Annotated in this window: 26 protein-coding genes; 14 read left to right on the forward strand and 12 right to left on the reverse strand. The window is 71.9% G+C overall.

The window, feature by feature from the left end:
* Nucleotides 1–9: 9 nt before the first annotated feature.
* Nucleotides 10–894, reverse strand: a complete 885-nt coding sequence (locus J8M50_RS45065; protein WP_010356489.1) for a LysR family transcriptional regulator — start codon at nt 892–894, stop codon at nt 10–12.
* Between the two features lie 131 nt (nt 895–1025).
* On the opposite strand from J8M50_RS45065, the gene mgrA reads away from it, so the two are divergent.
* The gene (mgrA, locus tag J8M50_RS45070; protein ID WP_010356488.1) at nt 1026–2021 is read left to right on the forward strand and encodes an L-glyceraldehyde 3-phosphate reductase; all 996 of its coding nucleotides are present in this window, start codon (nt 1026–1028) and stop codon (nt 2019–2021) included.
* A 105-nt stretch (nt 2022–2126) separates the two neighbouring features.
* Here mgrA and J8M50_RS45075 read toward each other — a convergent pair whose 3' ends face one another.
* Nucleotides 2127–2510: a nuclear transport factor 2 family protein gene (locus J8M50_RS45075; RefSeq protein ID WP_010356487.1), complete on the reverse strand. Its 384-nt coding sequence runs from the start codon at nt 2508–2510 to the stop codon at nt 2127–2129.
* A gap of 299 nt (nt 2511–2809) precedes the next feature.
* On the opposite strand from J8M50_RS45075, the gene J8M50_RS45080 reads away from it, so the two are divergent.
* The 4 genes from J8M50_RS45080 (at nt 2810) to J8M50_RS45095 (ending at nt 6995) form a co-directional block, all read left to right on the forward strand.
* Entirely contained in the window at nt 2810–3220 is a 411-nt protein-coding gene (locus J8M50_RS45080) for a hypothetical protein (protein ID WP_010356486.1), read from the forward strand.
* A gap of 54 nt (nt 3221–3274) precedes the next feature.
* Nucleotides 3275–5551, forward strand: coding sequence for an ABC transporter ATP-binding protein/permease (locus tag J8M50_RS45085; RefSeq protein ID WP_010356485.1), 2277 nt, complete (start codon nt 3275–3277; stop codon nt 5549–5551).
* Between the two features lie 75 nt (nt 5552–5626).
* Entirely contained in the window at nt 5627–6103 is a 477-nt protein-coding gene (locus J8M50_RS45090) for an SH3 domain-containing protein (RefSeq protein ID WP_050987320.1), read from the forward strand.
* Nucleotides 6093–6995 carry a serine/threonine-protein kinase gene (locus J8M50_RS45095; protein WP_010356483.1) on the forward strand — a complete coding sequence of 301 codons (903 nt, stop codon included), beginning with the start codon at nt 6093–6095 and terminating at the stop codon, nt 6993–6995. Before J8M50_RS45090 ends, J8M50_RS45095 begins: the two co-directional genes overlap by 11 nt.
* Here the strand turns inward: J8M50_RS45095 and J8M50_RS45100 are convergent.
* Nucleotides 6931–8190, reverse strand: coding sequence for a streptophobe family protein (locus J8M50_RS45100; RefSeq protein WP_010356482.1), 1260 nt, complete (start codon nt 8188–8190; stop codon nt 6931–6933). The genes J8M50_RS45095 and J8M50_RS45100 overlap by 65 nt on opposite strands.
* Nucleotides 8191–8323: 133 nt before the next feature.
* On the opposite strand from J8M50_RS45100, the gene J8M50_RS45105 reads away from it, so the two are divergent.
* Entirely contained in the window at nt 8324–9544 is a 1221-nt protein-coding gene (locus J8M50_RS45105) for a DUF6777 domain-containing protein (protein ID WP_010356481.1), read from the forward strand.
* Nucleotides 9545–9621: 77 nt separating this feature from the next.
* On the forward strand, nt 9622–10083 hold the full coding sequence (locus tag J8M50_RS45110; RefSeq protein WP_100216837.1) for an ATP-binding protein: 462 nt from the start codon (nt 9622–9624) through the stop codon (nt 10081–10083).
* 3 nt (nt 10084–10086) lie between these two features.
* On the opposite strand, the gene J8M50_RS45115 is transcribed toward J8M50_RS45110, so the two are convergent.
* The gene (locus J8M50_RS45115) at nt 10087–10959 is read right to left on the reverse strand and encodes an RNA polymerase sigma factor SigF (protein ID WP_010356478.1); all 873 of its coding nucleotides are present in this window, start codon (nt 10957–10959) and stop codon (nt 10087–10089) included.
* A gap of 106 nt (nt 10960–11065) precedes the next feature.
* A complete protein-coding gene (locus tag J8M50_RS45120; RefSeq protein ID WP_010356477.1) occupies nt 11066–11845 on the reverse strand; it encodes a class I SAM-dependent methyltransferase in 780 nt (259 codons plus the stop codon).
* Between the two features lie 137 nt (nt 11846–11982).
* Here J8M50_RS45120 and J8M50_RS45125 point away from each other — a divergent pair, with 137 nt between their 5' ends.
* Nucleotides 11983–12339 carry a helix-turn-helix domain-containing protein gene (locus J8M50_RS45125; RefSeq protein ID WP_010356475.1) on the forward strand — a complete coding sequence of 119 codons (357 nt, stop codon included), beginning with the start codon at nt 11983–11985 and terminating at the stop codon, nt 12337–12339.
* A 3-nt stretch (nt 12340–12342) separates the two neighbouring features.
* On the opposite strand, the gene J8M50_RS45130 is transcribed toward J8M50_RS45125, so the two are convergent.
* The 3 genes from J8M50_RS45130 to J8M50_RS45140 form a co-directional block, all read right to left on the reverse strand.
* The gene (locus J8M50_RS45130; protein ID WP_010356474.1) at nt 12343–12933 is read right to left on the reverse strand and encodes a ClpP family protease; all 591 of its coding nucleotides are present in this window, start codon (nt 12931–12933) and stop codon (nt 12343–12345) included.
* Between the two features lie 2 nt (nt 12934–12935).
* Complete coding sequence (locus tag J8M50_RS45135) at nt 12936–13562, reverse strand: ATP-dependent Clp protease proteolytic subunit (RefSeq protein WP_010356473.1); 627 nt, start codon at nt 13560–13562, stop codon at nt 12936–12938.
* Nucleotides 13563–13669: 107 nt separating this feature from the next.
* Complete coding sequence (locus J8M50_RS45140) at nt 13670–14851, reverse strand: epoxide hydrolase family protein (RefSeq protein WP_010356471.1); 1182 nt, start codon at nt 14849–14851, stop codon at nt 13670–13672.
* A gap of 126 nt (nt 14852–14977) precedes the next feature.
* On the opposite strand from J8M50_RS45140, the gene J8M50_RS45145 reads away from it, so the two are divergent.
* Nucleotides 14978–15460 (forward strand): VOC family protein, encoded by a 483-nt coding sequence (locus J8M50_RS45145; protein ID WP_010356470.1) that lies wholly within the window; start codon nt 14978–14980, stop codon nt 15458–15460.
* 66 nt (nt 15461–15526) lie between these two features.
* Here the strand turns inward: J8M50_RS45145 and J8M50_RS45150 are convergent, their stop codons facing one another.
* The 3 genes from J8M50_RS45150 to J8M50_RS45160 all read right to left on the reverse strand — a co-directional run bounded on the left by J8M50_RS45150 (nt 15527) and on the right by J8M50_RS45160 (nt 18907).
* Nucleotides 15527–16405: a geranyl diphosphate 2-C-methyltransferase gene (locus tag J8M50_RS45150; RefSeq protein WP_010356469.1), complete on the reverse strand. Its 879-nt coding sequence runs from the start codon at nt 16403–16405 to the stop codon at nt 15527–15529.
* 76 nt (nt 16406–16481) lie between these two features.
* On the reverse strand, nt 16482–17516 hold the full coding sequence (locus tag J8M50_RS45155; protein WP_010356468.1) for a family 2 encapsulin nanocompartment cargo protein terpene cyclase: 1035 nt from the start codon (nt 17514–17516) through the stop codon (nt 16482–16484).
* Entirely contained in the window at nt 17513–18907 is a 1395-nt protein-coding gene (locus tag J8M50_RS45160; RefSeq protein ID WP_010356467.1) for a family 2B encapsulin nanocompartment shell protein, read from the reverse strand. The genes J8M50_RS45155 and J8M50_RS45160 overlap by 4 nt, the downstream gene beginning before the upstream one ends.
* A 309-nt stretch (nt 18908–19216) precedes the next feature.
* Between J8M50_RS45160 and J8M50_RS45165 the strand changes: the two genes are divergently transcribed.
* From J8M50_RS45165 to J8M50_RS45185, 5 genes are all read left to right on the forward strand, one after another.
* A complete protein-coding gene (locus J8M50_RS45165; protein WP_010356466.1) occupies nt 19217–20014 on the forward strand; it encodes a VOC family protein in 798 nt (265 codons plus the stop codon).
* Nucleotides 20011–20715, forward strand: coding sequence for a ribonuclease H family protein (locus tag J8M50_RS45170; RefSeq protein WP_029184223.1), 705 nt, complete (start codon nt 20011–20013; stop codon nt 20713–20715). The genes J8M50_RS45165 and J8M50_RS45170 overlap by 4 nt, the downstream gene beginning before the upstream one ends.
* A gap of 87 nt (nt 20716–20802) precedes the next feature.
* Nucleotides 20803–21993, forward strand: coding sequence for an FAD-dependent monooxygenase (locus J8M50_RS45175; protein ID WP_029184222.1), 1191 nt, complete (start codon nt 20803–20805; stop codon nt 21991–21993).
* Between the two features lie 76 nt (nt 21994–22069).
* Complete coding sequence (locus J8M50_RS45180; RefSeq protein ID WP_059045374.1) at nt 22070–23539, forward strand: MFS transporter; 1470 nt, start codon at nt 22070–22072, stop codon at nt 23537–23539.
* The gene (locus J8M50_RS45185; RefSeq protein WP_010356461.1) at nt 23536–24150 is read left to right on the forward strand and encodes a TetR/AcrR family transcriptional regulator; all 615 of its coding nucleotides are present in this window, start codon (nt 23536–23538) and stop codon (nt 24148–24150) included. Before J8M50_RS45180 ends, J8M50_RS45185 begins: the two co-directional genes overlap by 4 nt.
* Here J8M50_RS45185 and J8M50_RS45190 read toward each other — a convergent pair.
* Nucleotides 24116–25789: a cholesterol oxidase substrate-binding domain-containing protein gene (locus J8M50_RS45190; RefSeq protein ID WP_029184221.1), complete on the reverse strand. Its 1674-nt coding sequence runs from the start codon at nt 25787–25789 to the stop codon at nt 24116–24118. The genes J8M50_RS45185 and J8M50_RS45190 overlap by 35 nt on opposite strands.
* Nucleotides 25790–25836: the final 47 nt, after the last annotated feature.

The raw sequence follows: 25836 nt of genomic DNA on the forward strand, positions 1-25836 counted from the left end.
GCGCGCGGCTCAGGCGCCCCCGGTTTCGAGCAACCCCATGAGCGCCCGCGCCGCAGGGCTTCTCGCCCCGTCCGGCGGAAGCAGCGCCACCGTCTCGTAGCCCTGCTCCCCGGACCCCTTCAGCGGCAGCGCGGCGAGCGCGGGACGCTTGTGCCGGAAGTGCCGGGGGACGACGGCGACGCCGAGGTTCTCGTCGATCAGGTCGAGCAGGCTGTGCACGTCGTTGACCTCCAGCGCGACCGTCCGCCGCACCCCCGCCTCCGCGAACGCGGCATCGGTCGCCCGGCGAGGACCCCAGTCGGGATGGAAGTCCACGAACACCTCGTCCCCGACGTCCTCGCAGCTCAGCGCGGCCCCCGCGCCCGCCAGCCGGTGCTCGGGGTGGCACAGCACGTACATCGGCTCGACGGCCAGCGACACCGACCTCAGCTGATCCGTGTCGTCCTGCGTCCGGTACGCGAACGCCAGGTCGAGACGCCCCGCCGCGACCTCCTCCGCGAGCGTCCCCGACCCGAACTGCCGAAGCCGCACCTCCACGTCCGGGTGCGTACGGCGGAACGCGGCGAGCAGCCCCGGCGGGTGCACCCCCGCGATGCACTGCTCGGCGCCGACCGCGAGGGTCCCGCGCAGGACGCCCTGCACGGCGGCCACCGCCTCGTGCGCCGACCTGACCTGCGCGAGGATCCGCTCGGCCTCGGTCAGCAGCGCGCGGCCCGCCTCGGTGAGGGTCACCCTGCGGGTCGTCCGCACGAACAGCGGGGCGCGCAGCTCCCGCTCCAGGGCGCGGATCGACGCGGACAGGCCGGACTGGGACACCATGAGGCGTTCGGCGGCCCGGGTGAAGTGCTGGTCCTCGGCGACCGCGACGAAGTGCTGGAGATGGCGCAGTTCCATGACTGAGAAGCGTAGTCGCTGAATTCCATCGGATTCTTCTGTTGGACCTCTGTGCGCAGGTCGGGAAAGGTGGATATCGCTCGAAAGCTGTGCCTCACCCCCTCTGCCTCACCCCTCGTGATGGAGTCGCGTTGTCCTACACCGCACACCCCGACCGCTACGCGGACATGCCCTACCGCCGCTCCGGACGCAGCGGACTCAAACTCCCGGCCCTGTCGCTCGGCCTGTGGCACAACTTCGGCCCCGACCGCTCGGTCGAGACCCAGCGCGCGATCCTGCGCCGCGCCTTCGACCTCGGCATCACCCACTTCGACCTCGCCAACAACTACGGCCCGCCGCCCGGCGCCGCCGAGTCCGCGTTCGGCGAGTTCCTCAAGGCCGATTTCGCGCCCTACCGCGACGAGATGATCATCTCGACGAAGGCCGGGTACCTGATGTGGCCGGGCCCGTACGGCGAGTGGGGTTCCCGCAAGTACGTGCTGTCGTCGCTGGACCAGTCCCTCAAGCGGCTGGGCCTCGACTACGTCGACGTCTTCTACTCGCACCGACCCGACCCCGACACCCCGCTCGAAGAGACCATGGGCGCGCTGCACTCCGCCGTCCAGCAGGGCAAGGCGCTGTACGTCGGGGTCTCCAACTACTCCGCCGAGCAGACCCGCGAGGCCGCGCGCATCCTCGGCGAACTCGGCACCCCGCTGCTGATCCACCAGCCGCGTTACTCGATGCTCGACCGGCGCCCGGAGACCGGCGGCCTGCTCGACGCGCTGGACGAGCTGGAGGTCGGCTCGATCGTCTTCTCCCCGCTGGAGCAGGGCGTCCTGTCCTCCCGGTACCTCAACGGCATCCCGGAGGACTCCCGCGCGGCCAGCGAGAGCCCGTTCCTGAACTCCGACGCGCTCACGGAAGACCTCGTCGCGAAGCTGCGCGCCCTCAACGACATCGCCGCCGGACGTGGCCAGACCCTCGCGCAACTCGCTCTCGCGTGGGTGCTGCGCGGCGGGCGGGTCACCTCGGCGCTGGTCGGCGCGAGCAGTGCGCGGCAGATCGAGGACAGCGTGGGCGCGCTCGCCAACCTGGACTTCGAGGACGCGGAGCTGGCGCAGATCGACAAGATCGTCAACGGTTGAAGCGTCCGGTCGCTGCGCTCCCGCCTGCTGCGGCGGTGGCGCGGAGGCCGTTGACGTGACGCTCTGCCTGTCCGGTTCCCCGTCGCCGGACAGGCAGAGGTGTTCTCAGACCCCGTCCGGCACCCGGTCCAGGAAGCCGAGGACGGAAACGATTCGGCCGTCCTCGTCCAGAGTGACGACGTCCGATCCGGCCACCGGAGCCGAGCTGTCCGCCTCGTTCACCAGCTCCCAGGAGAAGCGGGCCGTGTCGTGGTGGCCGTCGACCGTTCCGGTGGGACGGAAGGCGAAACCCGGGAACTGCTCGTGCGCCGCCGCGATCACGGCCGTGATCCCCGCGTGCCCGCTCACGTCCGCCAGCGGGTCGGTGTAACTGCCCGTCTCCGTCCAGGCCGCCGCGACCGCCTTCGCGCGGGCCTCGGGGTCACGGGCATTCCAAGCCTCGAAGTAACGGGTGACGGCGTTGTCGTGACGCTCGGTGTGCGTGGACATGGGTGATCGGCCCCCAATGAGGTCGTCGTGGCTGGTCGGGACCCGGATCGTGCTCCGGTGTCCTCAACTCTGCCCGCGCGGCTCCCCGGGGTCGATTACCTCCGAGGTCATGAAGAGAGGCTTCGGTGCCGGGTGCAATCCGGCCAAGCCGGGCGCTGGATATGCCAAGAGACTGGCCGGAAAGACATGGTGACAGTGTTTTAGAAGTGAACATACTCGTCGTCATGGGTAGCTCACTCTCAGGTACCGCATAGAAAGCGAGGCCGCCCGCCCGGCTGCGATCGACGGGGGAGAGAGACGTGCACGACGAATTCCTGTGCCATGTCACCGCGTACGGTGTCTGCGACGGCCGCCGCATCGGCGTACCGCTGGGCACCTACCGCGCACCCACCCTCGCGCTCGCCCTGTGGTGGTTACGCGACCGCGCCTCCTGGATCGCCGAACGCCTCGACCCCCAGCCGGAGAGCGGCCCGTGCCCGCCCGGCGCGCTCGTCCCGGTCGGTCACACCGTCCCCGACGTACCCGGCGCACTGCGCGCGTGGTGCGCCGACATGGGCCAACAGGAGCTGGTCGCCGACGAGTTGGCGGTCGGACGGCTCGTACGGATCGCGCTGAGCGACGAGACGACGGAGTACGAGCTGCTCGCGGAGTCGGTGGACGCGCTGAGGATGCAGCGGACGATCCCGGCCCTGGTGCTGCCGGTCGGCTGAAGACCTCGCGGGCCCCGCCAGGCGCACACCTGAACGAATCGATAGAATTCCGGCATGGCGGAGCCGTCGGTCCTCCCGACCGCACCCGACCTGGTCCTGGAGACCGAGACGGGCTCCACCGTGATGACCCCGGCCCACGCGTACCACGTCGGCCGCGACCCCCTCAGCGACATCGTCCTCGACGACTCCCGCGTCTCCTGGCACCACGCGGTCCTGCGCCCCGAGGGCGACCACTGGACGGTCGAGGACGAGCACAGCACCAACGGCACGTTCACCGACGGTCACCGCGTCCACGCCGAGGACGTCGGCCCCGGCAGCGTCCTGTGCTTCGGCAGCCCCGACGACGGCCCCCACGCCCGCCTCAAGGCCGCCCGCACCGGCGCCTTCCGCAGCCCCACCGCCGTACACCGCCTCCCCGCCACGACCGTCCGCATCGGCCGCGCCGCCGACAACGACCTCGTCCTCGACGACCTCACGGTCTCCCGGCACCACGCCGAACTGCGCGCGCTGCCCGACGGGACGCACGAGATCGCCGACCTCGGCAGCCACAACGGCACGTATCTGAACGGCGGTCCGGTCACCCGCGCCCGGGTCGGCCCCGAGGACGTCGTGGGGATCGGGCACTCCGCGTTCCGGCTGGAGGGCGGCAGGCTCCAGGAGTACGTCGACACCGGCGAGGTCTCCCTCGACGTCCAGGACCTCACCGTCACCCTCGACCACGGCCGCCGGGTCCTGCTCGACCACGTCTCCTTCCCCGTCGGCGAGAAGTGCCTCCTCGCGGTCGTCGGCCCGAGCGGCGCGGGCAAGTCGACGCTGCTCGGCGCCCTCACCGGCCAGCGCCCCGCCGACCACGGCACCGTCGGCTACGACGGCCGCGACCTGTACCGCGACTACGCCGAACTGCGCCAGCGCATCGGCCTCGTCCCCCAGGACGACATCCTGCACGCCCAGCTGACGGTCCGCGCCGCCCTCACCTACGCCGCCGAACTCCGCTTCCCCCAGGACACCGCGAAGGAGGAGCGCCGCGCCCGGGTCACCGAGGTCATCCACGAACTCGGCCTCGACCAGCGCGCCGACCAGCCCGTGCACAGCCTCTCCGGCGGCCAGCGCAAACGCGTCAGCGTCGCCCTGGAACTCCTCACGAAACCCTCGCTGCTCTTCCTCGACGAGCCGACCTCGGGCCTCGACCCCGGCATGGACCGCTCGGTGATGCACATGCTGCGCGGCCTCGCCGACGACGGCCGCACCGTCATCGTCGTCACCCACTCGGTCCTCAGCCTCGACGTCTGCGACCGCCTCCTCGTCCTCGCCCCCGGCGGCCGGACCGCCTACTACGGCCCGCCCGAGGACGCCCTCGCCTACTTCGGCGCCGAGCAGTGGCCGGAGGTCTTCGAGTCCCTCGAACAGGACCGGGACTGGGCGGGGGAGTACCAGCTCTCCCCCCTGCACCGCCGGTACGTCCGCGACGCCACCGCCCAGCCCCGGCTGCCCCGCCAGGACCGGGTCACCGTCCCGCCCCCACCGCGTCCACGCGGCCGGACCGCCCAACTCGGCACGCTGGTGCGGCGTTACACCGCCGCCCTCTCCTCCGACCGGACCTTCCTCGCCGTGATGATCGCCCTCCCGTTCGTCATGGGCGGCATGGCCCGCGCCCTCGCGGGCGGGCGGCTCACCGAGAAGACGGCGATGAACGCGCTGCTCATCCTGTGCGTCGGAGGCGTCCTGACCGGCGCCGCGAACGCCGTACGCGAACTCGTCAAGGAACGCGGCATCTACCGGCGCGAGCGGGCCGTGGGCCTCTCCCGGGGCGCCTACCTGATGTCCAAGGTGGTCGTCCTCGGCGCGGTGACCGTCCTCCAGGCCGTCGTCCTCACTCTCGTAGGGCTGCTCGGCGTCGACCTCGGCGCGCCCGGCGGCAAGGGCGTCCTCACGCATCCCCTCGTCGAGATCACCCTCGCCGTCGCCCTGCTCTCCTTCACCGCGATGACCCTCGGCCTGCTCGTCTCCGCGCTGGTCCGCAAGGAGGAGGTGACCATGCCGCTGCTGGTGCTCCTCGCGATCGTCCAGGTCGTGTTCTGCGGCGCGCTGCTGGAGCTGGACGGCGTACCCGTCCTGGAACAGCTCGCCTGGCTGATCCCCTCCCGCTGGGCGCTCGCCGCGATGGCCTCGACCCTCGACCTCGGCCGCATCGTCCCCGCCGACCCGCTCTACGAACACAGCACCGGCGTCTGGCTCCTGGACATCGCGATGCTGGCCGTCCTCGCGGTGGTGTTCCTGTACGGGGTCTCCCGCCTCCTGCGCCGGCACGAACCGGCGATCATGCGGAAGTAGGCGGTGACGGTGGACGTCCCCACGGTGAACGCGTCCGGCGCCTTCCGCCCGACCCACGTCGTCCCGCCCCACGGCATGCCCGCCTGGCAGACCCCCGACCCCGCGCGCCCCACGGTGCCGCTCGACCCCCTCCTCCCCGTCCAGCTCCTCGAACTGCGCGGCGACTGGGGCCACGTCCTGTGCGCCAACGGCTGGAACGCCTGGGTGGACGGCCGCTACCTGGTCGCCGTACCCCAGGACCCACCCGTACCGCCCGGCGACCCGGCCTCCGCCGACGACGCCCGCCCCCTGCTGGCCCGCGCGGAGCGTGCCCTCGCCGAATACCGGGCTGCGCTCCAGGAGTTGGCGGGCGGACTGGACGGGGAGGCGTTCCGGCGGCGTACGCGGGGGCTGCGGATCGGGGTCGTCGTGGACGGCGAGTCGGTGTGGCTGTACGACCAGGAGCGGGGGAGGTGGGTGTACGCGGAGGGGACGCGGGTCAGCACGTACGCCGCTGAGGGGGCCCCGGAACAGCACGCCCCCACCCGAGTGGTGACCCCCGATGACCGATGACACCGGCCGCTTGATCGGCGGCTTCCGCATCGAGCGCGAGATCGGGCGCGGCGGCATGGCCGTCGTCTACCGCGCCCGTGACCTGGCCCTGGACCGGACGGTCGCCCTCAAGCTCCTCGCCCCCGAACTCGCCCGCAACGACACCTTCCGGCAGCGCTTCGCCCACGAGTCGAGGGTCGCGGCGGGGCTCGACCACCCGCACATCGTGCCGGTCTTCGCGGCGGGGGAGGCGGACGGCGTGCTCTACATCGCCATGCGGTACGTCGAGGGCAGCGACCTGCGCCGACTGCTCGACCGCGAGGGCCCGTTGCCGCTCACGACGACCGCCAGGATCGCCGTACAGATCGCCTCCGCGCTGGACACGGCGCACGCGCACGGGCTCGTGCACCGGGACGTGAAACCCGGGAACGTCCTGATCGCCCCCGGCCCGGACGACGAGCACCCCGAGCACGCCTACCTCACCGACTTCGGGCTGACGAAGAAGTCGCTGTCGCTGACGGGGTTCACGACGGTCGGGCAGTTCGTCGGGACGCTGGACTACGTCGCGCCCGAGCAGATCGCCGGGAAACCGGTGGACGGGCGGTGCGACGTGTACGGGCTCGCCTGCGTCGTCCACGAGTGCCTCACCGGCCGGCCGCCGTTTAGGCGCGACGACGACATGGCGCTGCTGTGGGCCCACCAGTACGACGAACCGCCCCCGCCGACGTCCCTGCGCCCCGACCTGCCCGCCCGTCTCGACGCCGTGTTCGCGAAGGCGCTGGCCAAGGACCCGGCGGACCGGTACGCCTCCTGCCTCGCCTTCGCGGGGGAGCTGAGGGGCGGCGAGGTCAGGGGCGTGCGCCGGCCGCCGGAGTGGGCCGCCGTGATGTTCGCGGCAGACACCCCGCGATGAACCCGGCGAGGAACCCCCACAGCGCCGCGAGCGCGAGCCCCGGCCACCACTGCGGGCGCAGGAGCAGCGTCCCGCCCAGACCGCCGCCGAGGTCGCCGATGCCGAGGAGGGACAGGCCGTAGTGGGCCTCGGTGCGGCACAGGAGGAAGACCGCGAGGACGGCGAGCGTCAGCCCGACGGCCAGGTGCAGCCCGTGCCGCCAGGCTGGCGTCCCTTCCGGCGAGCGCCGGACCATGACCCGGGCCGCCGCCAGCAGTAGCACCGCCTCCACCGCGACCAGCCACCATACGCGCCCGTCCTGCTCGGCCAGCGTGCGCAGGTTCAGGTCCGAGATGTCCGGCGTGCGCAGCACCTCGTCCAGCACCTGAGGCATCGGTAGCCCGAACGGCCCCTGCACACGCCCTTCCCAGGTCGCGCCGAGGCCGAGCGCCAGGGTCAGCCACATCAGGTTCGGCATCCCGAGCAGGACGACGGCGACCGTCTCGGGGCGGTGCCCCTTGCCGATCACCACCCCGAGCGCGGCGAGCACCCCGAGGGCGACCCACGCGAGAAGCAGCACGAGCACCGCGTGCGACACCGGCCGTACCGTCTCCTGCGCGCGCAGGAGCCTGCCGGGCAGCGGGGCGCCGCGCGCGACCAGCAGCGCGAGCAGGAGCACGCCCGCCAGCCACACCAGGCCCACCGACAGGGTCAGCGGCAGGTCGGTGGTGAAACCGACCTCCGGATTGACGCCGAACAGGTCGCCGAGGTCGCCCAGCGTGCCCTCGCCGAGCGAGATGCGGAACGTGTGCCGGGCGGCGAGGGCGATCCCCAGCAGGGCCAGCAGCCACACGGCCGCGAGCCGCGCCGCCCAGCCCGCCAGCTCCGCCGCCCCGGCGACCGCGCGGCGGCGCAGCGGCCTGAGGAACCCGGCGCCGATCACCAGCGCCCCGGCCAGCGTCACCGACAGCGGGATCACGGTCATCCCGGCCCGGCTGCCCGCGAGATCCCCCGCCGCGCCGGACAGCTTCACCGTGCCGCCGACCGCCGTCACCACGGACGCCGCGACGACACTCGGGAACGCGCCGCCGGGCAGGTCCGTCGCCCCGGCCGTCAACAGCCCCAGCGCGGCCACGAGCCCCATCGAGAACACCCCGGCGAGCACGGCGGCGAGCGCCTGGGGCCAGCCGTGCCGGGAGGGGAGGGAATCGATCACGCTTGCCACGCTAAGCAGGCATGCCCGGGCCCGCCTGCCGGGTGCGCCGTCGGTGTCGGCTTGCGAGGGACACCCATTCGGAGCACACAATGGGGATGTTCCATGACATAACGAACCCACTTCGGGAGGGTGCGTGAGCGTCGAACCGCCGTCTTCCGGCAACCCCACCGGACCGCCTTCGGGCCCCCTCTCCGGCCCCTCCCAGCCGGCCTCGGGACCGCCGGACGAGCCGCACCGCCCCTGGTGGAGATCCGCGCCCCGCATCGCCCTCGCCACCACCGCCGTCGTGGCCGTCACCGCCGTGACCCTCCTCCTCACCCGCTCCGGCGGCGACTCCGGCGACAAGAGCGGCAGCGGCGAGGTCTTCCTCCAGGCCGCCGCGAAACCCGGCCCCGACCCGTTCACCGAGTCCACGGCCGCGCACAGCTCCGCCCCGCCCACCACCCCGGCCCCCTCGCAGGCCCCCGAGGGCACGCTCCGCAGCGTCGACGGCGGCTCCGCCGGTCTCTACGGCGGCAGCCGCGACGTCGCCGCCTGCGACGTCCAGAAGCAGATCCGCGCCCTCGGCGCCGCCCCCGCGAAGAACCGGGCCTTCGCCACGGTCGCCGGCGTCCAGCCCGCCGAGGTCCCCTCGTACCTCCGCTCCCTCACCCCCGTACAGCTCAGGACCGACACCCGCGTCACCAACCACGGCTTCCGCGACGGCGCCGCGACCAGCTACCAGTCCGTCCTCCAGACCGGTACGGCCGTCCTCGTCGACGGCCACGGCGTCCCGCGCGTGCGCTGCGCCTGCGGCAACCCCCTCACCCGGGCCCAGGCCCAGTCCGGCGCGCCCCGCCCCACCGGCGACACCTGGCCGGCGTACCGGCCCGCGAACGTCGTCGTGGTGGCGCCCTCGGTGACGGTCATCAACATCTTCGTGCTGTACGACCACGACGACCACGGCTGGATCGCGCGCCACCGGGGCGACTCGGGCCACGGCGACCGGCCCACGACACCGCCCGTGACCCCGACGCCCACCCCTACACCGAGCCCCTCGCCCTCGCCGTCGGTGACACCCAGCCCGAGCACGAGCCCCAGCGAGAGCCCCAGCCCCAGCCCAAGTCCCAGCCCTAGTACGAGCCCGAGTTCCCCTTCGCCGTCCCCCGAGTCGGCGAGCCCCTCGGCCTCCCCGTCGCTGAGCCCATCACTGAGCCCGGCGCTGAGCCTGTCACCCAGCCCATCACCGCCGACGCCGCTGTCCGCGTCCCCGCTCGAACCCTCTCCGCTCACCGCCACCCCCAGCCCCACCGGCACCTCGACCGGCACGCCGTCCCCCTCTTCCGGGGAGCCCCCGTCTTCCCCTGGCGTATGAGGGGACTGCCCGGCCCGGCACGGGGTACGAGCACAGGTGCAGCGGCGTCCGCCCGGTCGGACCTGACAGGGGGACGCTTGAGGACGAGAACGACCGAGCATCTGGACGGGGCAGTGATACCTACTCGTTTCGACGTACCGGTGGAACCGCTTCGGCGGGCGGCGCACTACACGGGGGACCCCGGCTGCATCGGCGAGGCCCGCGCCTTCGCGGCAGTCTTCGTCGACCAGCTGAGAACCGAGTGGTGCGCAGCCATCGACGACGGCACGGTGAACGAGGTGATGCTCGTGGTCAGCGAACTGGTCACCAACGCCGACCGGCACAGCAACGGCCCCTACATCCTGGAGCTGGAGGGCACCGAGGAGTCCGTCGCGGTCTGCGTGTACGACAGCAGCGACGCGCTCCCGCTGCGCTTCCCCCGCGACCCCGAGCGCGTCGGCCGCCACGGACTGGAGATCGTCCACGCCCTGGCGCGGGAGGTCAGCGCCGAACGCGTCCCCGTCGGGAAACGCGTCCGGGCCGTCGTCCCGTTCGGCTAGAGGCTAGGCCAGCATGCCCTCCCGCAGCCGCGTGATGATCCGCTTGATCAGCCGGGAGACGTGCATCTGGGAGCACCCCAGCTCGGCGCCTATCTCCGCCTGCGTCGCCTCCTGCACGAACCGCAGATGCAGGATCCGCCGGTCGCGCGCGCTCAGTTCGGCCATCAGCGGCGCCAGCGTGTGGAAGTCCTCGACGAGCCGCAGCGCGTGCTCCTCGACGCCGATGAAGTCGGCCAGGACCGCCTCCCCGTGCTCGGAGCCGTCCCCGGTGAGGGCCGCGTCCAGCGAGGACGACGTGTAGCCGTTGGCGGCGATCTGCGCCTCGACCACCTCGTCCTCGCCGATGTTCATCAGCGTCGCCAGCTCAGCGACCGTCGGCTCCCGGTCGAGCCGGCCCGCCAGCTCGTCGCGCGCCTTGGCCAGCTCGACGCGCAACTCCTGGAGCCTGCGCGGCACATGGACCGCCCAGGTGGTGTCCCGGAAGAACCGTTTGATCTCGCCGACGATGTACGGCAGCGCGAACGACGTGAACTCCACCTCGCGCTCGGGCTCGAACCGGTCGATCGCCTTGATCAGCCCGATCATCCCGGTCTGGACGATGTCCTCCATGTCGTCGCCGCGCCCCCGGAAGCGGCCGGCCGCGAACCGGACCAGCGACATGTTCATCTCGATCAGCGTGTTGCGGGCGTACTGGTAAGCGTGTGTGCCCTCCTCCAGCTCGTTGAGCCGCCGCAGGAACTGCCGGGACAGTTCGCGCGCGTCTCGCGGAGCCACACTGCGGGGGTCCTCGATCCCCGGCAGCCCGGCGGTCGTGGTTGTGCCGGACGTCCTGTCGACGACCGGTCCTGCCTGCGAGCCGATCACGGCGGTACGCATGCCCTCTCCCTCGCACGTCACGTGGTGCCGGTCCTCGGGGCGGGGCGAAAGCCACGAGGCACTCTCGGGGCGCCTACCCCCAGCCGCGCGGCGCATGCGCCCCCGCTCACCCCAACGTGCGCCGAGCGGTGACGAGTTCGTGGAGATAGCGTTTGGTGACCGTGCCCCCGTACCGCGTGTCGATCAGCTCCCGCAGCGCCGCGAACAGCCCGTCACGTGACGGTTCGTCGAGCGCGAGGTGCCCGGAGTAGGTCAGCAGCACCTCCAGATAGCCGTCGGCGGTGTACGTGACGTCCTGGGTGAACCGGCGTACGGCCACGTCCTCGTAGCCCGGTTCGCGCTCGAACTCCGTGAGGTCCGCGCCGACTTCGGCGGCGTCCTTGAGGAGGAGGCCCGGCGGGGTCGCGGGGTCCCAGTGTTCGTAGTGGGGCTGCGAGTCGTGGAAGAACTCGGTGGTGCCGCCCGCGACATGCTCGGTCACCACCACCGCGAGCAGCCCGCCGGGCCTCAGCGCCGCCGCCGTCCGGGCGGCCCGCGTCGCCGGGTCGAGCCAGTGGAACGCGGTCGCGCACGTCACCAGATCGAAGGACGCGGCGGAGGGCTCCCAGGTGTCGAAGTCGGCGACCACGACCTCGGCTTCGGGGCGGTCCGCGAGATTGCGGCGGGCCACGGCGGCGAGGGAGGCGCCGAGTTCCACGGCGGTGAGACGGCAGCCGGTCGCGGCGAGCGGGACCGTCAACTGGCCGGTGCCAGGACCGATTTCGAGGACCCGGCTGCCTCGGCCGAGACCGGCTTCCGTGACGATCGTGTCGACCAGCGCCGAGGGGTAGCGGGGGCGCACCCGGTCGTAGCGCTCCGCCACGGTGTCGAAGGTCTCGCGCAGCATGGATGGTCCGCCTTTCGGGCTTTCGGGGTTTCGAGAGGACCCCGCAGTCTGCCGCCGCCCCCGGCACCCCCGCCTCCGGTTTTTCGCCGATGGCGGAACGCCGGGCCCAACAGGACCAGGACTCCTAGGCTGGGAAGGTGAGCAACCACGACGAGGCCCGAGTCATCCCCCTGGCCCCGCCCCGCGAGCCCCTCTGGCGGGACCTGGTCGGAGACGTCCTGCGGCGCGAGCGCCAGGCGCAGGAGCGCACCCTCAAGGACGTCGCCGACGCGGCCCGGATCTCCATGCCGTACCTCTCCGAGGTCGAGCGGGGCCGCAAGGAGGCCTCCTCCGAGGTCCTCGCCGCCGCCGCGCACGCGCTGGGCCTGTCCCTCGGCGACCTGCTCTCCCTGACGCGGGACGAGCTGGTCAGGGTCACCGCGCGGCGCACCCCCGTGCACCGTCGCGCGGCGACCACCTCCTCCTCGTACAACGGCCTCTGCCTGGCCGCGTAAGGCTTACCGGCGGCTGAGCACCTCGTCCGCCAGCCCGTACGCCACCGCCTCCTGGGCCGTGAACACCTTGTCGCGGTCCATGTCGGCGTGCAGCGTCGCCGTGTCGTGGCCGGTGTGCCGGGCGAGGACCTCCTCGACCTGGGCGCGGATGCGGACCATTTCCTTCGCCTGGAGCGCGAGGTCCGACACCATCCCGCGCTGGCCGCCGCTCGCGGGCTGGCCCAGCAGGACGCGCGCGTGCTCCAGCACGAACCGGCGCCCCGGGTCGCCGCCGGCCAGCAGGACGGCCGCCGTCGACGCCGCCTGGCCGACGCAGAACGTGGAGACCGGGGCCTTGACGTACGACATCGTGTCGTAGATCGCCATCAGCGAAGTGAACGAGCCCCCGGGCGAGTTGATGTACAGGGCGATCTCGTTCTCCGGGGCCGCCGACTCCAGGTGCAGGAGCTGCGCGATCACCACGTTCGCGACGCCGTCGTCGATCTCCGTGCTGAGGAAGATGATCCGCTCCGACAACAGCCGGCTGTAGATGTCGTACGACCGCTCGCCCTGCGGGGTGCGCTCGACGACGTACGGAATCGTGTAGCTGCTCATCGTCACAGTCCCATCCGTCGTGCCGGGGCCGCCGGGCGCAGGTCCGCCAGCGAGCGGACGATCCGGTCGACCATGCCGTACTCCTGGGCCTCCTCGGCCGTGAACCAGCGGTCGCGGTCGCCGTCGCGGGACACCGTCTCCTGGGGCTGGCCCGTGCGCTCGGCGATGAGGCGTTCGATGGTCCGCTTGGTGTGCTCCAGGTTCTCCGCCTGGATCTCGATGTCCGCGGTCGTGCCGCCGATCCCGGCGGACGGCTGGTGCATCATCACGCGGGCGTGCGGCAGCGCGTACCGCTTGCCGGGCGCGCCCACGGTCAGCAGGAACTGGCCCATGCTGGCCGCGAATCCCATGGCGAGCGTCGCCACGTCGTTCGGGACGAGCTGCATCGTGTCGTGGATCGCCAGCCCCGAATGGACCTCGCCGCCGGGGCTGTTGATGCACAGGACGATGTCCGTGCGCGGGTCCTCGGCGGCGAGGACGAGGAGCTGCGTGCACACGCGCTGCGCGGACACCTCGTCGACCTGCGTCCCCAGGAACACCATGCGCTGGGCGAGGAGCTGGTTGGCGAGGTGGTCGTCGAAACGGGTCGGCTGGGTGTCGCCGTCGGCGAGCGTGATCGGTGGAGTCATGGCCTCTCCCTGAGTGGGGCGGGTTCCGGTGACTCCACTCTTGACCGGGAACGGCCCCGGCCAGCGGTTTCTCTGCCGTGGGCAGAGCGGCTCTGCCGAGAGCAGACTCAGCCCTCCCGCAACTGCCGGAAGAACGCCCGCACATCCCCGACCAACAGATCCGGCTCCTCCATCGCCGCGAAGTGCCCGCCCCGGTCGTACTGCGTCCACCGCACGACCGTGTCCGTCAGCGCGGCCCGGTGCCGCAGCGGGATCTGCGGGTCGCCCGGGAAGACGGCGAGCCCGGTGGGCGCGGTCGAGAACGCGGTGGGCCGGGCGATACGGCCCGTCGTGGTGTGGGCCCGCTCGTAGTACACGCGGGACGCGGAGTTCGCCGTGCCGGTCAGCCAGTAGACCATCACGTTCGTCAGCATCAGATCCCGCGCCACCGCCTCCTCCGGCACCTCCCGCGCGTCCGACCACTCCCGGAACTTCTCGACGATCCACGCGAGTTGGCCGACCGGCGAGTCCGTGAGCCCGTACGACAGGGTCTGCGGGCGGGTCGCCTGGAGCGCGGCGTACGCGGACGCGTCGGCCATCCACGCGGACCACTCCCGCCAGGAGGTCAGCGTCCGCTCCCGCTCGGCCGGGGGCAGCGCGGCCAGTTCCTCCTCGGTGGGTTCCGTCGTCGCCTGCGCTCCCGGCAGCAGGTTGAGGTGGACGCCGACGAGCCGCTCGGGGTGCGCGCGCCCCAGCTCCCGGGAGATCGCGGCCCCCCAGTCACCGCCCTGCGCGCCGAACCGCTCGTACCCGAGGCGCGTCATCAGCTCGGCCCACGCGTCCGCGATCCGCCCCGCCTCCCAGCCGCTCTCGGTGGTCGGCCCCGAGAACCCGAACCCCGGGATGCTCGGGACGACGACATGGAAGGCGTCGGCCGCGTCACCGCCGTACGCCACGGGGTCGGTGAGCGGGCCGACGACCTCCAGGAACTCCACGACCGACCCGGGCCAGCCGTGCGTGAGGATCAGCGGCGTCGCGTCGGGCTCGGGGGAGCGGACGTGCGCGAAGTGGACGCGGGCGCCGTCGACGACGGTCGTGAACTGCGGCCACTCGTTCAGCCGCGCCTCGGCCGCCCGCCAGTCGTACACGTGCCGCCAGTGGTGCGCCAGCTCCCGCAGATAGTCCACCGGAATGCCGTACGACCAACCGGAACCCGGGATCTGGTCGGGCCAGCGGGTGCGGTCGAGGCGGGCGTGGAGGTCGTCCAGATCGGCCTGCGGGACGGCGATGCGGAACGGGTGGATCGTCATGACCGGGATGCTAGTTCGGGGCGCCCGGGGAACCCGCCGAATATTTTTCGCGCGGGAGCGATGAGTTCGCGGCGGCGGTCCGGTCGATATCCATGACCGTGTCGTCCACGACCTTGGGGAGCACCCATGACCACCGACGGATTCACCACCTGCCTCTGGTTCGACGACCAGGCGGAGGACGCCGCGCACTACTACGTCTCGGTCTTCAAGAACTCCAGCATCGGCAAGGTGTCCCGCTACCCCGAGGGCGCCCCGCAGCCCGCCGGCACCGTCCTGACCGCGGAGTTCACCGCGAACGGCCAGCGGTTCGTGGCCCTCAACGGCGGACCCGAGTTCACGTTCAACGAGTCGATCTCCTTCCAGATCCTGTGCGCGGACCAGGAAGAGGTCGACTACTACTGGAACAAGCTGACCGAGGACGGCGGCGAGCCCGGCCCCTGCGGGTGGCTGAAGGACAGGTTCGGGCTCTCCTGGCAGGTCGTCCCCACCCGGTTCATGGAGATCTTCCAGGGCTCCGACGAGGGCCGCTCCGCCCGCGTGATGGCGGCCATGCTGAAGATGGGCAAGCTCGACATCGCCGCCCTGGAGAAGGCGGCCGACGGGGAGTGACCCGGCGCGCGGCACGGAGAAGCCCCGGCCGGACCGTACGGCCCGGCCGGAGCCCCGCGCGGTACGTCAGATACGGTCCGCGACGATCATCAGGTACTGGAAACTGCCGTTGCGGTACGCCGTCAGGAACGTTTCCTCGATCCCGGTGACCAGATGGTCCGCCTGCGCGCGCAGCTCCCAGTAGGGGAGCGCCGCCTGCGTGAGATCCTCGACGTGGACCGGCACGAGCCGGTTCTTCGCCATCGCCCGGAAGTACTCCGAACGCGGGTGGATGTCGCAGATGTAGTGCGCGTTGATCAGCGACACCTCGCGCGAGGCCTGCCCGTACGTGTCGTTGTAGCAGCCGGTGATCGTGACGTACCGGCCGCCCCGGCGCAGCAGCCGCGCGTGCTCGGCGAAGAGCAGGTCCAGCTCGACGTACATCGTCGACTCGTTGTTCCAGGACGCCGCGTACGCGCCCGTCTCGAAGCCGGTGTCCAGCATGTTGCGGGTGTGGTAGGCGACCTTGTCGTCGATACCCCGCTTGCGGGCCTGCGCGTTGGCGAACTCCGCCTGCTTCGTGGAGAGCGTCACGCCGTCCGCGCCGCAGCCGTACCGCAGGTGCGCGGTGACGCTGCCGCCGCCGCGCCCGCAGCCCGCGTCGAAGACCCGGTCCTCGGCCGTCAGCGGGCCCAACTTGGCCGCCAGCAGCTCGGCCTGCGCGTGTTCGAGGCGGTGCAGCTCGGCCGTGAGGCGCTCGCGGCGCTGGAGAGGATCGGGGTCGTCGAGGACGCTCCAGTCGGCGTCGCCGATGCCGTAGTGGTGGTGGTACAGGTCGTCGATCCGGCCCAGGTCGAGGTTGACCGGGTTCTCCTCGGCGTTCCAGTAGTCCGCGATGCGGGTCTGGTAGACGGACTGGGTGGGCACCGAGGCGAGACGGGGTCCGGCGTCGTGGGCAGTGGTCAACGGTTGCTCCTCTGTCGTGCGGTGAACGTCGTGCGGTGAACAGGTCGTGCCGCGGCCGGCCGGAGCCGGCCGGGTCTCACCAGTAGTCGGGCAGGTAGTAGCGGTGGGTGTTGGTGGCGTGCCACTCGTGGTTGCCCGCCACCCAGTCGTCCAGGCTGCGCGCATAGCGCTCCGCGAGCGGGGACAGTGCCCCGAGCAGGGCGGACTCCGCCTCGAACTCCTCCATGATCCGGTTGTGGATCTCGACCGCCTTGAGATAGGCGGCCTTCAGGCCCCGCTTGTCGTTCGCGGCGATGACCTGCGGGAGGTTGAGGTGCTCGGGGTCGGTGGCCAGCTCCTTGGTGAAGGAGTACAGGTCGTTGACGAGGGTCGTCGCGTTCGACGCGAGCGCGGTGATCCGCTGGATCTCGGGCCGGACGTAGATCTGCTCCGGCAGCTCGTACCCGTCGACCGCGTCCACGATCGACAGACAGGGCCGGAAGTTGTTGAACTGGCGCATCACCAGGTACTCCCACACCTTCGGGACGTACCCGGTCTGCGCCCAGGCCGCCTCGCCGAGGTAGCCGAGGTGCAGCCGCGCCATGTCGTGCACGAACCGGTCCGCCTGGCTCGGGGTGGAGAGCGCCGCGTAGTCCTTCATGGCCCAGAAGTAGGAGCGCAGCGGGCTGTCCGCCTGCATCCCCGCGTGCCACTCCTCGGTGAGGTCCGCCGGGCCGTGGAAGGGGTCGAGGGCCGACTGCGCGATGACGAGCCGCCCGCCGAGCCCGGCCGCCGAGCCGCCCCGGCCCTCGGCCTCCTCGCAGTAGCAGTCGTCGACGATGTTCTCGGCGAGCAGCAGCTTCCCGGCCGCCACCAGCCGCTCGACGTCGAGGGCGTTCGGATGCTGGAGGACGACGGCCCGGCCGAACTGGAAGCCGGAGAAGTCGCCGTGCCACTCCGGCGGGAACAGCTCCAGCTCGTTGGCCCACTCCTCCAGCCGGCGGTCCACCTCCGCGGCCTTCACCGGGTCGGCGGGTTCCACCTGGCGGTACTTGAGGCCGGGGACGACACCGGTCCGCCTGGCGTTCAGCGGCCGGAAGGGGGCGGGGGGCCCGGGAGGCGCGTAGCTCATTCCGACCGTCCGATCTGTACGTTCTCCAGGATTCCGACCGCGTCCGGCGTCAGCACCGCCATCGAGTAGTACGCGGTGACGAGGTAGCGGATGATCGCGTTCTGGTCGATGCCCATGAACCGCACGTTCAGGCCCGGCTGGTACTCCTCCGGGATGCCGGTCTGGTACAGGCCGACGACGCCCTGGTCCTCCTCGCCGGTGCGCAGCGCGATGATGCTGGTCGTCAGGTCCTTGCCGACCGGGATCTTGCCGCACGGGAAGATCGGCACCCCCCGCCACGCGGGCACGTGATGGCCGTTCACCTCGGCCGGGGCCGGCATCAGACCGCGCCGGTTGAGCTGCCGGAAGAACGCCACGATCGCCTTGGGATGCGCCAGGAACAGCGTCGTCCTGCGCCGCATCGACAGCAGCTCGTCCATGTCGTCCGGCGTCGGCGGCCCACCGGACGTGGGGATGCGCTGGTCGTAGTCCGTGGCGTGCAGGAGCCCGAACTCCCGGTTGTTGACCAGCTCCCACTCCTGGCGCTCCCGGATCTCCTCCACCGTCAGCCGCAGCTGCTGGTGGGTCTGGTCCATCGGCTCGTTGTAGAGGTCGGCGACCCGGGTGTGGACCTTCAGGATCGTCTGGGTCAGCGACAACTCGTACTCGCGCGGCGAGAGTTCGTAGTCCACGAACCCGGCGTCGATCGTCGGCTCCCCGACGTGCCCCGCCTGGAGCGGGATCGCCGCCTCGCCCTTGCGGTTCACCGGCAGCCGCTGTCTCGCCGCGTACGCCACGAAGTGCGCCGCCAGCGACGGCACACGCGCGGTCAGCTCCCGTACGGCGTCCGACGGCAGCGTCAGCACCACGCCCGCCGTGTCCGCGCGCACCGACGCGCCCCACAGCGCGTCCGGCGTCCCGATGTCCCCCAGCTGGTCGCCCCCGGAGACGATCCCGACGACCTCCTCCTCGCCGTACGCCCCCGCCGTGAACCGCGTGAACCGGCCGTGCGCCACCACGTACGCCTCGGCGGCCGGCTGCCCCGCCTCGCACAGCACCTCGCCCGCGCGCACCTCGCGCGCGGTGAACCGGCCCGCCAGCTCCCGCAGCACCCCGGCGTCGCCGTAGCCGCGCAGCGGGGCGAGTTCGGTGAGGGTCTCGGGGATGATCCGGACGTCGTCCGCGCCGTTCTGCTCGAACCGGACCCGGCCCCGCCCCACCGTCAGCTGGAGCCGCCGGTTGACGCGGTAGGTGCCGCCCCGCACGTCGATCCAGGGCAGCGAGCGGATCAGCCAGCGCGAGCTGATGCCCCGCATCTGCGGTTCGGACTTGGTGACGGTGGCGAGCTGACGCGCGGCCCGGGTGCCGAGACTGGTGAGCGGGGCGGTGGTGACACCGTCCGGTGTGGACACATTCACTCCCGTGAGCTGGACAGAGCAGGCTCCCGCCGTCGCCGGCCGGATGCGTACGAGCAGCCAACCCGGTCGTACGACGACCGCGCACCGGCGTTCGGGGGTGGCGCCATCGCATGGCGGTCGCACGGACGGATCGACGGAAGCAGAAACCGTGATCCACCACGCTCCCGCGTCACCCTCAAGGGGAATATGTGGAACGTCCGGTTCTGTGTTAGAGGTTTTGTCGACAGCGTTCGCGGTGCGGCCCGGCGGGTGCGTGGCTAGCGTGGGACCCAGACCTGTCGGCCGATCGGAAGGGGCGCGGTCATGGCCGTGCAGCCCGAGGGAACGCCCTGCTGGGCGGATGCGATGTTCACGGACGTCGAAGGCGCGAAGAGTTTCTACGGCGACGTCCTCGGCTGGACCTTCGGCGAGGCGGCGTCGGAGTTCGGCAGCTACACGCAGGCGTACGTGGGCGGCAAGGCGGTCGCCGCCGTCGTACCGCCCATGCCCGGCCAGGAGGGCGTCTCGCAGTGGTGCTTGTACCTCGCCTCGGCGGACGCCGCCGCGACCGCCGCGAAGGTCCGCGAGCACGGCGGGGAAGTGCTGATGGAGCCCATGCAGGTCGGTGACTTCGGCAGCATGTGCCTGGCGCGCGACCCCAGCGGCGCCGTCTTCGGGGTCTGGCAGGCCGGGACCCACGAGGGCTTCGAGGCGGTCGCCGTCCCCGGCGCGTACTGCTGGGCCGAGGTCTTCACGCGGGAGCCCGAGAAGGCGGACGCGTTCTTCCCGGCCGTCTTCGGCTACCGGGTCAAGGAGATGGCCGACGACGCGGTCAACTTCCGCATCTACCAGCTCGGCGACACCATGGTGATGGGCCGCATGCAGATGGGGGAGGAATTCCCGCCGCAGGTCCCGTCGTACGTCAACGTCTACTTCACCGTCGACGACTGCGACGCCGCCGTACAGCGCGCTGTCGACGGCGGCGGCATCCTCCGGTTCGGGCCGATGACCATGCCTTTCGGGCGGTTCGCGGCACTCAGCGACCCCCAGGGCGCGAGCTTCTCCGTGATCGACGTGACGACGACGGAGGGGGAACAGCCGACGCTCACCGACGTGGCATGATCGAGTCCATGCGTGAACGACTGGTGGCCGCGTGCGACGGTGCTTCGAAGGGCAATCCTGGACCTGCGGCCTGGGCGTGGGTGGTCTCCGACGACGCCTCGACCCCGGTCCGCTGGGAGGCGGGGCCGCTCGGCAAGGCCACCAACAACGTCGCCGAACTCACCGCGCTGGAACGGCTGCTGACCGCCACCGACCCTGACGTACCCCTTGAGGTGCGGATGGACTCGCAGTACGCGATGAAGGCGGTCACCACCTGGCTGCCCGGCTGGAAGCGCAACGGCTGGAAGACGTCCGGCGGCAAGCCCGTCGCCAACCAGGAACTCGTCGTCCGCATCGACGAACTCCTCGGCGGGCGCACCGTCGAGTTCCGCTACGTCCCCGCGCACCAGGTCGACGGGGACCCCCTGAACGACTTCGCGGACCGCGCCGCGAGCCAGGCGGCGATCGTGCAGGAGGCGGCGGGGAGCGAACTCGGCTCGCCGGAGCCGCCGCCGTCGTCGATGACGCCGTCGTCCGGGGGCGGTGCGCGACGCGGTGGGAAGCCCGCCGCGCGCAAGACGGCCGGTTCCTCCTCCCGCACCCTCAAGGCCAAGTTCCCCGGCCGCTGCCTCTGCGGACGCTCCTACGCGGCCGGCGAGGACATCGCGAAGAACGCTCAGGGCTGGGGTCACCCGGAGTGCCGCGCGGAGGCTACCGGCTGACAGCACCTCGTGTCGCACGTGCGCTGAACGACGCCCACCGGCTGCTACCCTGCGTCGTCACTTGCCCACGTTCGGTCAATTTCAGAGGTGTGCGTGAAGGTCGCCTGCGTCGGTGGCGGGCCCGCCGGCCTGTATCTCTCGATCCTGCTCAAGAGACGGAACCCGTCGTACGACATCACCGTCCACGAACGCAATCCGGAGGGCTCGACCTACGGCTGGGGCGTCACGTACTGGCGTGAACTCCTGGAGAAGCTCCACCGGTACGACCCCGAGTCCGCCCGCGAGATCGACGCCGCGTCCGTCCGCTGGACCGAGGGCGTCGCCCACATTCGCGGCACCGCCACCCGCCAGCCCGGCGACGAGGGGCACGGCATCGGCCGCCACCGCATGCTGGAGATCCTCGCGGCCCGCGCCCGCGAACTGGGGGTCCGGCTGGAGTTCGAGTCCGAGATCGACGGCCTGCCCGATGCCGACCTGGTCGTCGCGGCCGACGGCGTCCACAGCTCCTCGCGCACCCGGCACGCCGCCGGCTTCGGCGCCGAACTCGTCGACGGCCGCAACGCCTACGTCTGGCTCGGCACCACCAAGGTCTTCCCCACCTTCACCTTCGCGTTCGTCGAGACCGAGCACGGCTGGGTCTGGTGCTACGGCTATCCCTACGACGACGGCCACAGCACCTGCGTCATCGAGTGCGCCCCCGAGACGGTCGCGGGCCTCGGTCTCGACGGGGACGACAGCCTTCCGGTGCTGGAGAAGCTGTTCGCGCACATCCTCGACGGGCACGGGCTGATCGGCCGCGAACCGGGTCCTTGGCCGGTGTTCCGCACGCTCACGAACCGGACCTGGCACCACGGGAACGTCGTCCTGCTCGGCGATGCCGCGCACACGACGCACTATTCCATCGGCGCGGGGACGACTCTCGCGCTGGAGGATGCGATGGCGCTTGCCGATGCCCTCGGCTCCGGTGCTGACCTGCCGTCCGCGCTCGCCGCGTACGAGGGGGAGCGCAAGGCGGCGCTCTTGTCGACGCAGAGCGCCGCCCGGTACAGCGCCCAGTGGTACGAGAACCTCGCGCGGTACATCGATCTGCCGCCGGAGCAGATGTTCGCGCTGCTGGGGCAGCGGCACTCGCCGTTGCTGCCGTATGTGCCACCGCAGTTGTACTACCGGCTGGACCGGGCGGCGGGGTCGCTGGAGGCGTTGCGGCGGTTCAAGCGGTGGCTGGGGCCGGTGGTGGCTCGGGGGGTGCACGCGCGGGTGCTGACGTCGAAGAAGTGAGCGGCTTGCGGTGAATGGCGATTCACCCCTACGGTGAATCGCCATTCACCATATTTTCGCCGCCGCTGGAGACCCCATGGCCTCGCCCGTCCCGATACCCGTCACCAGGCCGGACGGTCCGCGCAGCCGGTTCACCGTCCCGGTCCTGGCCTACGGCGGCATCCTCATGGCCGTCATGCAGACGGTCGTGATCCCCCTCCTGCCCGACCTGCCCCGCCTGACGCACTCCTCCCCGGCCGCCGTGTCCTGGATGGTCACCGCCTCCCTCCTCTCCGGCGCCGTCCTCACCCCGGTCCTCGGCCGCGCCGGCGACATGTACGGCAAGCGGCGCGTCCTCCTGCTGTCGTTCGCGCTTCTCGCGATCGGCTCGGTGATCTGCGCGCTCACCTCCCAGATCGGCATCCTCATCGCGGCGCGCGCTCTCCAGGGCGCCGCCTCCGCGGTCGTTCCGCTCTCCATCAGCGTCCTGCGCGACGAACTCCCGGCGGAGAAGCGGGGATCGGCCGTCGCCCTGATGAGTTCCACCGTCGGCATCGGCGCCGCGCTGGGCCTGCCGGCCGCCGCCGTCGTCATCCAGTACGCCGACTGGCACGTCATGTTCTGGGTCACCGCGGCGCTCGGCGCGCTCGGCGTCGTGCTGATCCTGTGGGCGGTGCCGGAGTCGCCGGTGCGTGAGCCGGGGCGGTTCGACGTGATTGGCGCGCTCGGGCTCGCGGCGGGGCTCGTGTGCCTGCTGCTCGGGGTGTCGCAGGGCGGTCAGTGGGGGTGGGGGAGCGGACGGATCGTCGGCCTGTTCGTCGCCGCCGGGGTGATCCTCGCGCTGTGGTGGTGGCAGCAACTGCGGGGCGAGCGACCCCTGGTGGACCTGCGGCTCGTGAGCCGCCCCAGTGTGGGCCTCTCCCATGTCGCCGCGCTGCTCACCGGGTTCGCGTTCTACGCCAACTCCCTCGTGACCGCGCAGCTCGTCCAGGCGCCGAAGGCCACCGGGTACGGGCTCGGCCTCACCATCGTCGAGACCGGCCTCGTCCTGCTGCCCGGCGGCATCATCATGCTGCTGATCTCCCCGCTCTCGGCCCGCTTCTCGGCGGCACGCGGACCCCGGCTCACCCTCGCGCTCGGCGCGGCGGTCATTGCCTGCGGGTACGCCGTGCGGATCGCCGACAGCCACTCCCTGTGGATGATCATGATCGGCGCTGCGGTGGTGTCGGTCGGTACGACGCTCGCGTACTCGGCGCTGCCGTCGCTGATCCTGCGCGCGGTCCCCGCGAACCAGACGGCGTCCGCGAACGGGGTGAACGTCCTGATGCGGACCATCGGGCAGGCGGTGTCGAGCGCGGCGGTCGCGGCGGTGCTGGTCCATCACGCGGGGACGGTGGGCGGGGTGCCGGTGCCTACGCTGCACGGGTATCTGCTCGCGTTCGGGGTCGCGGGGGTGGTGGCGTTGGGGGCGAGTGCGGTGGCGCTGACGATTCCGGGGGACGAGAAGTCCGAGCCCGAGCCGCAGGAGAACCCGCAGACGCGGGACGAGATCAGGGAGGGAGCATGAGGGACGTGACGACTCCACCCTCGGCCACAGAACCCGCCGCCCCCCGCCGCGACGCCGAAGCCACCCGCGCCGCCATCCTCCGTGCCGCCCGCTACCTCATGGCCCGCCGCTCGCACACCGACATCACCCTCAAGGCCGTCGCCGAACGCGCGGGCGTCAGCGCGCCCCTGGTGCTCAAGTACTTCGGCAACAAGGACGCCCTCTTCGCCCGCGTGATGTCCTTCGAGGCCGATGTCGAGGCCCTGCTCGACGCGCCCCTGGAGGACCTCGGCCCGCACATGGTCCGCCACATCGTCACGGGCCAGCGCGAGCGCGGTGCCGATCCGGTCCTCCGGATCGTGTTCGCCTCCTACCAGGGCGACGACGGCGACGTCCTGCGCGCCAACTTCCGCGCCCAGGTCACCGGCCGCCTCGCCGCCCGCCTCCCCGGCCCGGACGCCCCCCTGCGCGCGGAACTCGCCCTCGCGACCCTCCTGGGCCTCGGCGTCATGAACGGCATCGCGCGCGGCGCCGCCGTCCGTGCCACCCCGGTCGAGGAGATCGTCGCCCGCTACGGCCCGACGGTCCAGGCGCACCTCACGGGAACAGCCGCTGATGCAGGGGCGCCCTGAACACCCCGTGCGGATCGAGCCGTTGGAGCGTCCCGGCGGCCTCGCCCCACGCGGCGCCGTACGACGCGGGAACGGCCGTCCCCAGCACCTCGGGGTCGGCCCACGCGGCTGTGTCCGTGTACGCCCACCCCTTGGACCACTCGACCCGCGCCAACGCGTCCGTCCCGTCGAACGAGTCCAGCAGGAACCGCTCCAGCTCCCGGTAGAACTCCTCGGCGTGCGGAGTCCCCGGCAGCGTGAGGATGTCCAGCCAGACGGCCGTGTCCCACTCGGGCCGGCCGGGGGCGGGACTCAGCGCGGAGACCAACGGCGCCCGCGCGCCCGCGTGTTCGGCGTCGGCGGGGTCGTCGAGGCCGGTCACGCGGATCTCGACGGCCCCGTTGACCGGGAACTTCCCCTGCGCGGCGTACGCGTCGAGCTGCTTCCGGTAGAAGTCCGCGAACTCCCGCACCACGCGCTGTATCCGATCCCGTGAGGTGAGGATCGCGTACCCGTTCGCGTGCACCCGCAGAGTCGTCGGCCGGACGTACAGCAGCGTGTTCTTCGACGGCCCCCACAGGTCCGCCGACAGCGTCGCCGTGAGCCCCAGCACCGCCGCGTCGAGCTGCGCGTTGCCGAGAACCGGCGCGAGATACCAGGCCGCGTCCGCGACGAGCCGCCCGGCGAGGTCGGCGACGAGGGTCGGGAGGTTGTCGGAGAAAGGGTAGTTGTACGGGGAGTTGACCCGACGCGACAGGAGCGGCTTGACCGGCTCCACGCTCCACGTCTTGAGCCACGGGAACTCGGTGAACGGGAACCAGATCGCCTCCACGCGCCCTGCGGAGTCCACGAAACCCGCGAACGTCCGCCCGCTCTCCCCGAACAGCTCCTTCGCCGGGATGTCCGTCCGGCTCACGCACCGCAGATTGCTGTTCGCCTCCACCCGGAGCACGGCCTCGACGACGAGCACCCGCCCCAGATGCGTCAACAGCGCGGCGCAGTCCGCTTCGTCACGGCTGAAGGTCCGCAGCGCGTACGCCTGTCCGTCCCACACGACCGCCGTCAGCGACAGCACCCGGTTGCTCAGCGACCCGTACGTCTGCCCCGGCGACCGGCTCTCCCCGCGCGCGGGAACGGCCGTCCCGTGCCCGTCGATCGCGAGGACCCCGCCCAGCGTCAGATCGCCGGGAGCCGGCGCGGCCGTCACGCCGAGGCCGTGGTCCTCCAGGAACCCCAGCAGCGTCTCCATGCGGACGCCGGTCCCCGCGCGGACGGAGGTGGGGGAGTCGAGGGCGAGGCCGGTGAAGCGGGAGGTGTCGAGGAGCAGGATCTTCGCGTCCGCCGGGGTGTCCTCGGCGAGCGTCAGCGGCGCCCAGCCGTGCGAGGCGCCCCGGGCGCGGACCGTCCAGCCCTGCGCGTGCGCCCAGTTGACGGCGGCGACCGCCTGCGCGGGGGTCTCGGGGACGCAGGCCCACAGGCCCACGGCGACGATCGTGCCGTCCCAGTTGCGGTAGGCGGTGCGGCGCAGGTCCACCTCGGACGGGAAGCCGGGCAGCTCCGAGGAGGCGGCGGCCGGATCGGCGGCCAGCAGCACCAGGACGGCGGCGGCACCGCCGAGGAAGCCGCGGCGGCTGGGGAGGTTCACGAGGCGATCAGTCACAAGATCACGGTAAGCGCATACGTCCGTATATCGGCCGTCTGGCCGAA

The organism is Streptomyces acidiscabies, from assembly GCF_020010905.1.
GTDB classification, from domain to species: Bacteria; Actinomycetota; Actinomycetes; order Streptomycetales; family Streptomycetaceae; genus Streptomyces; species Streptomyces acidiscabies.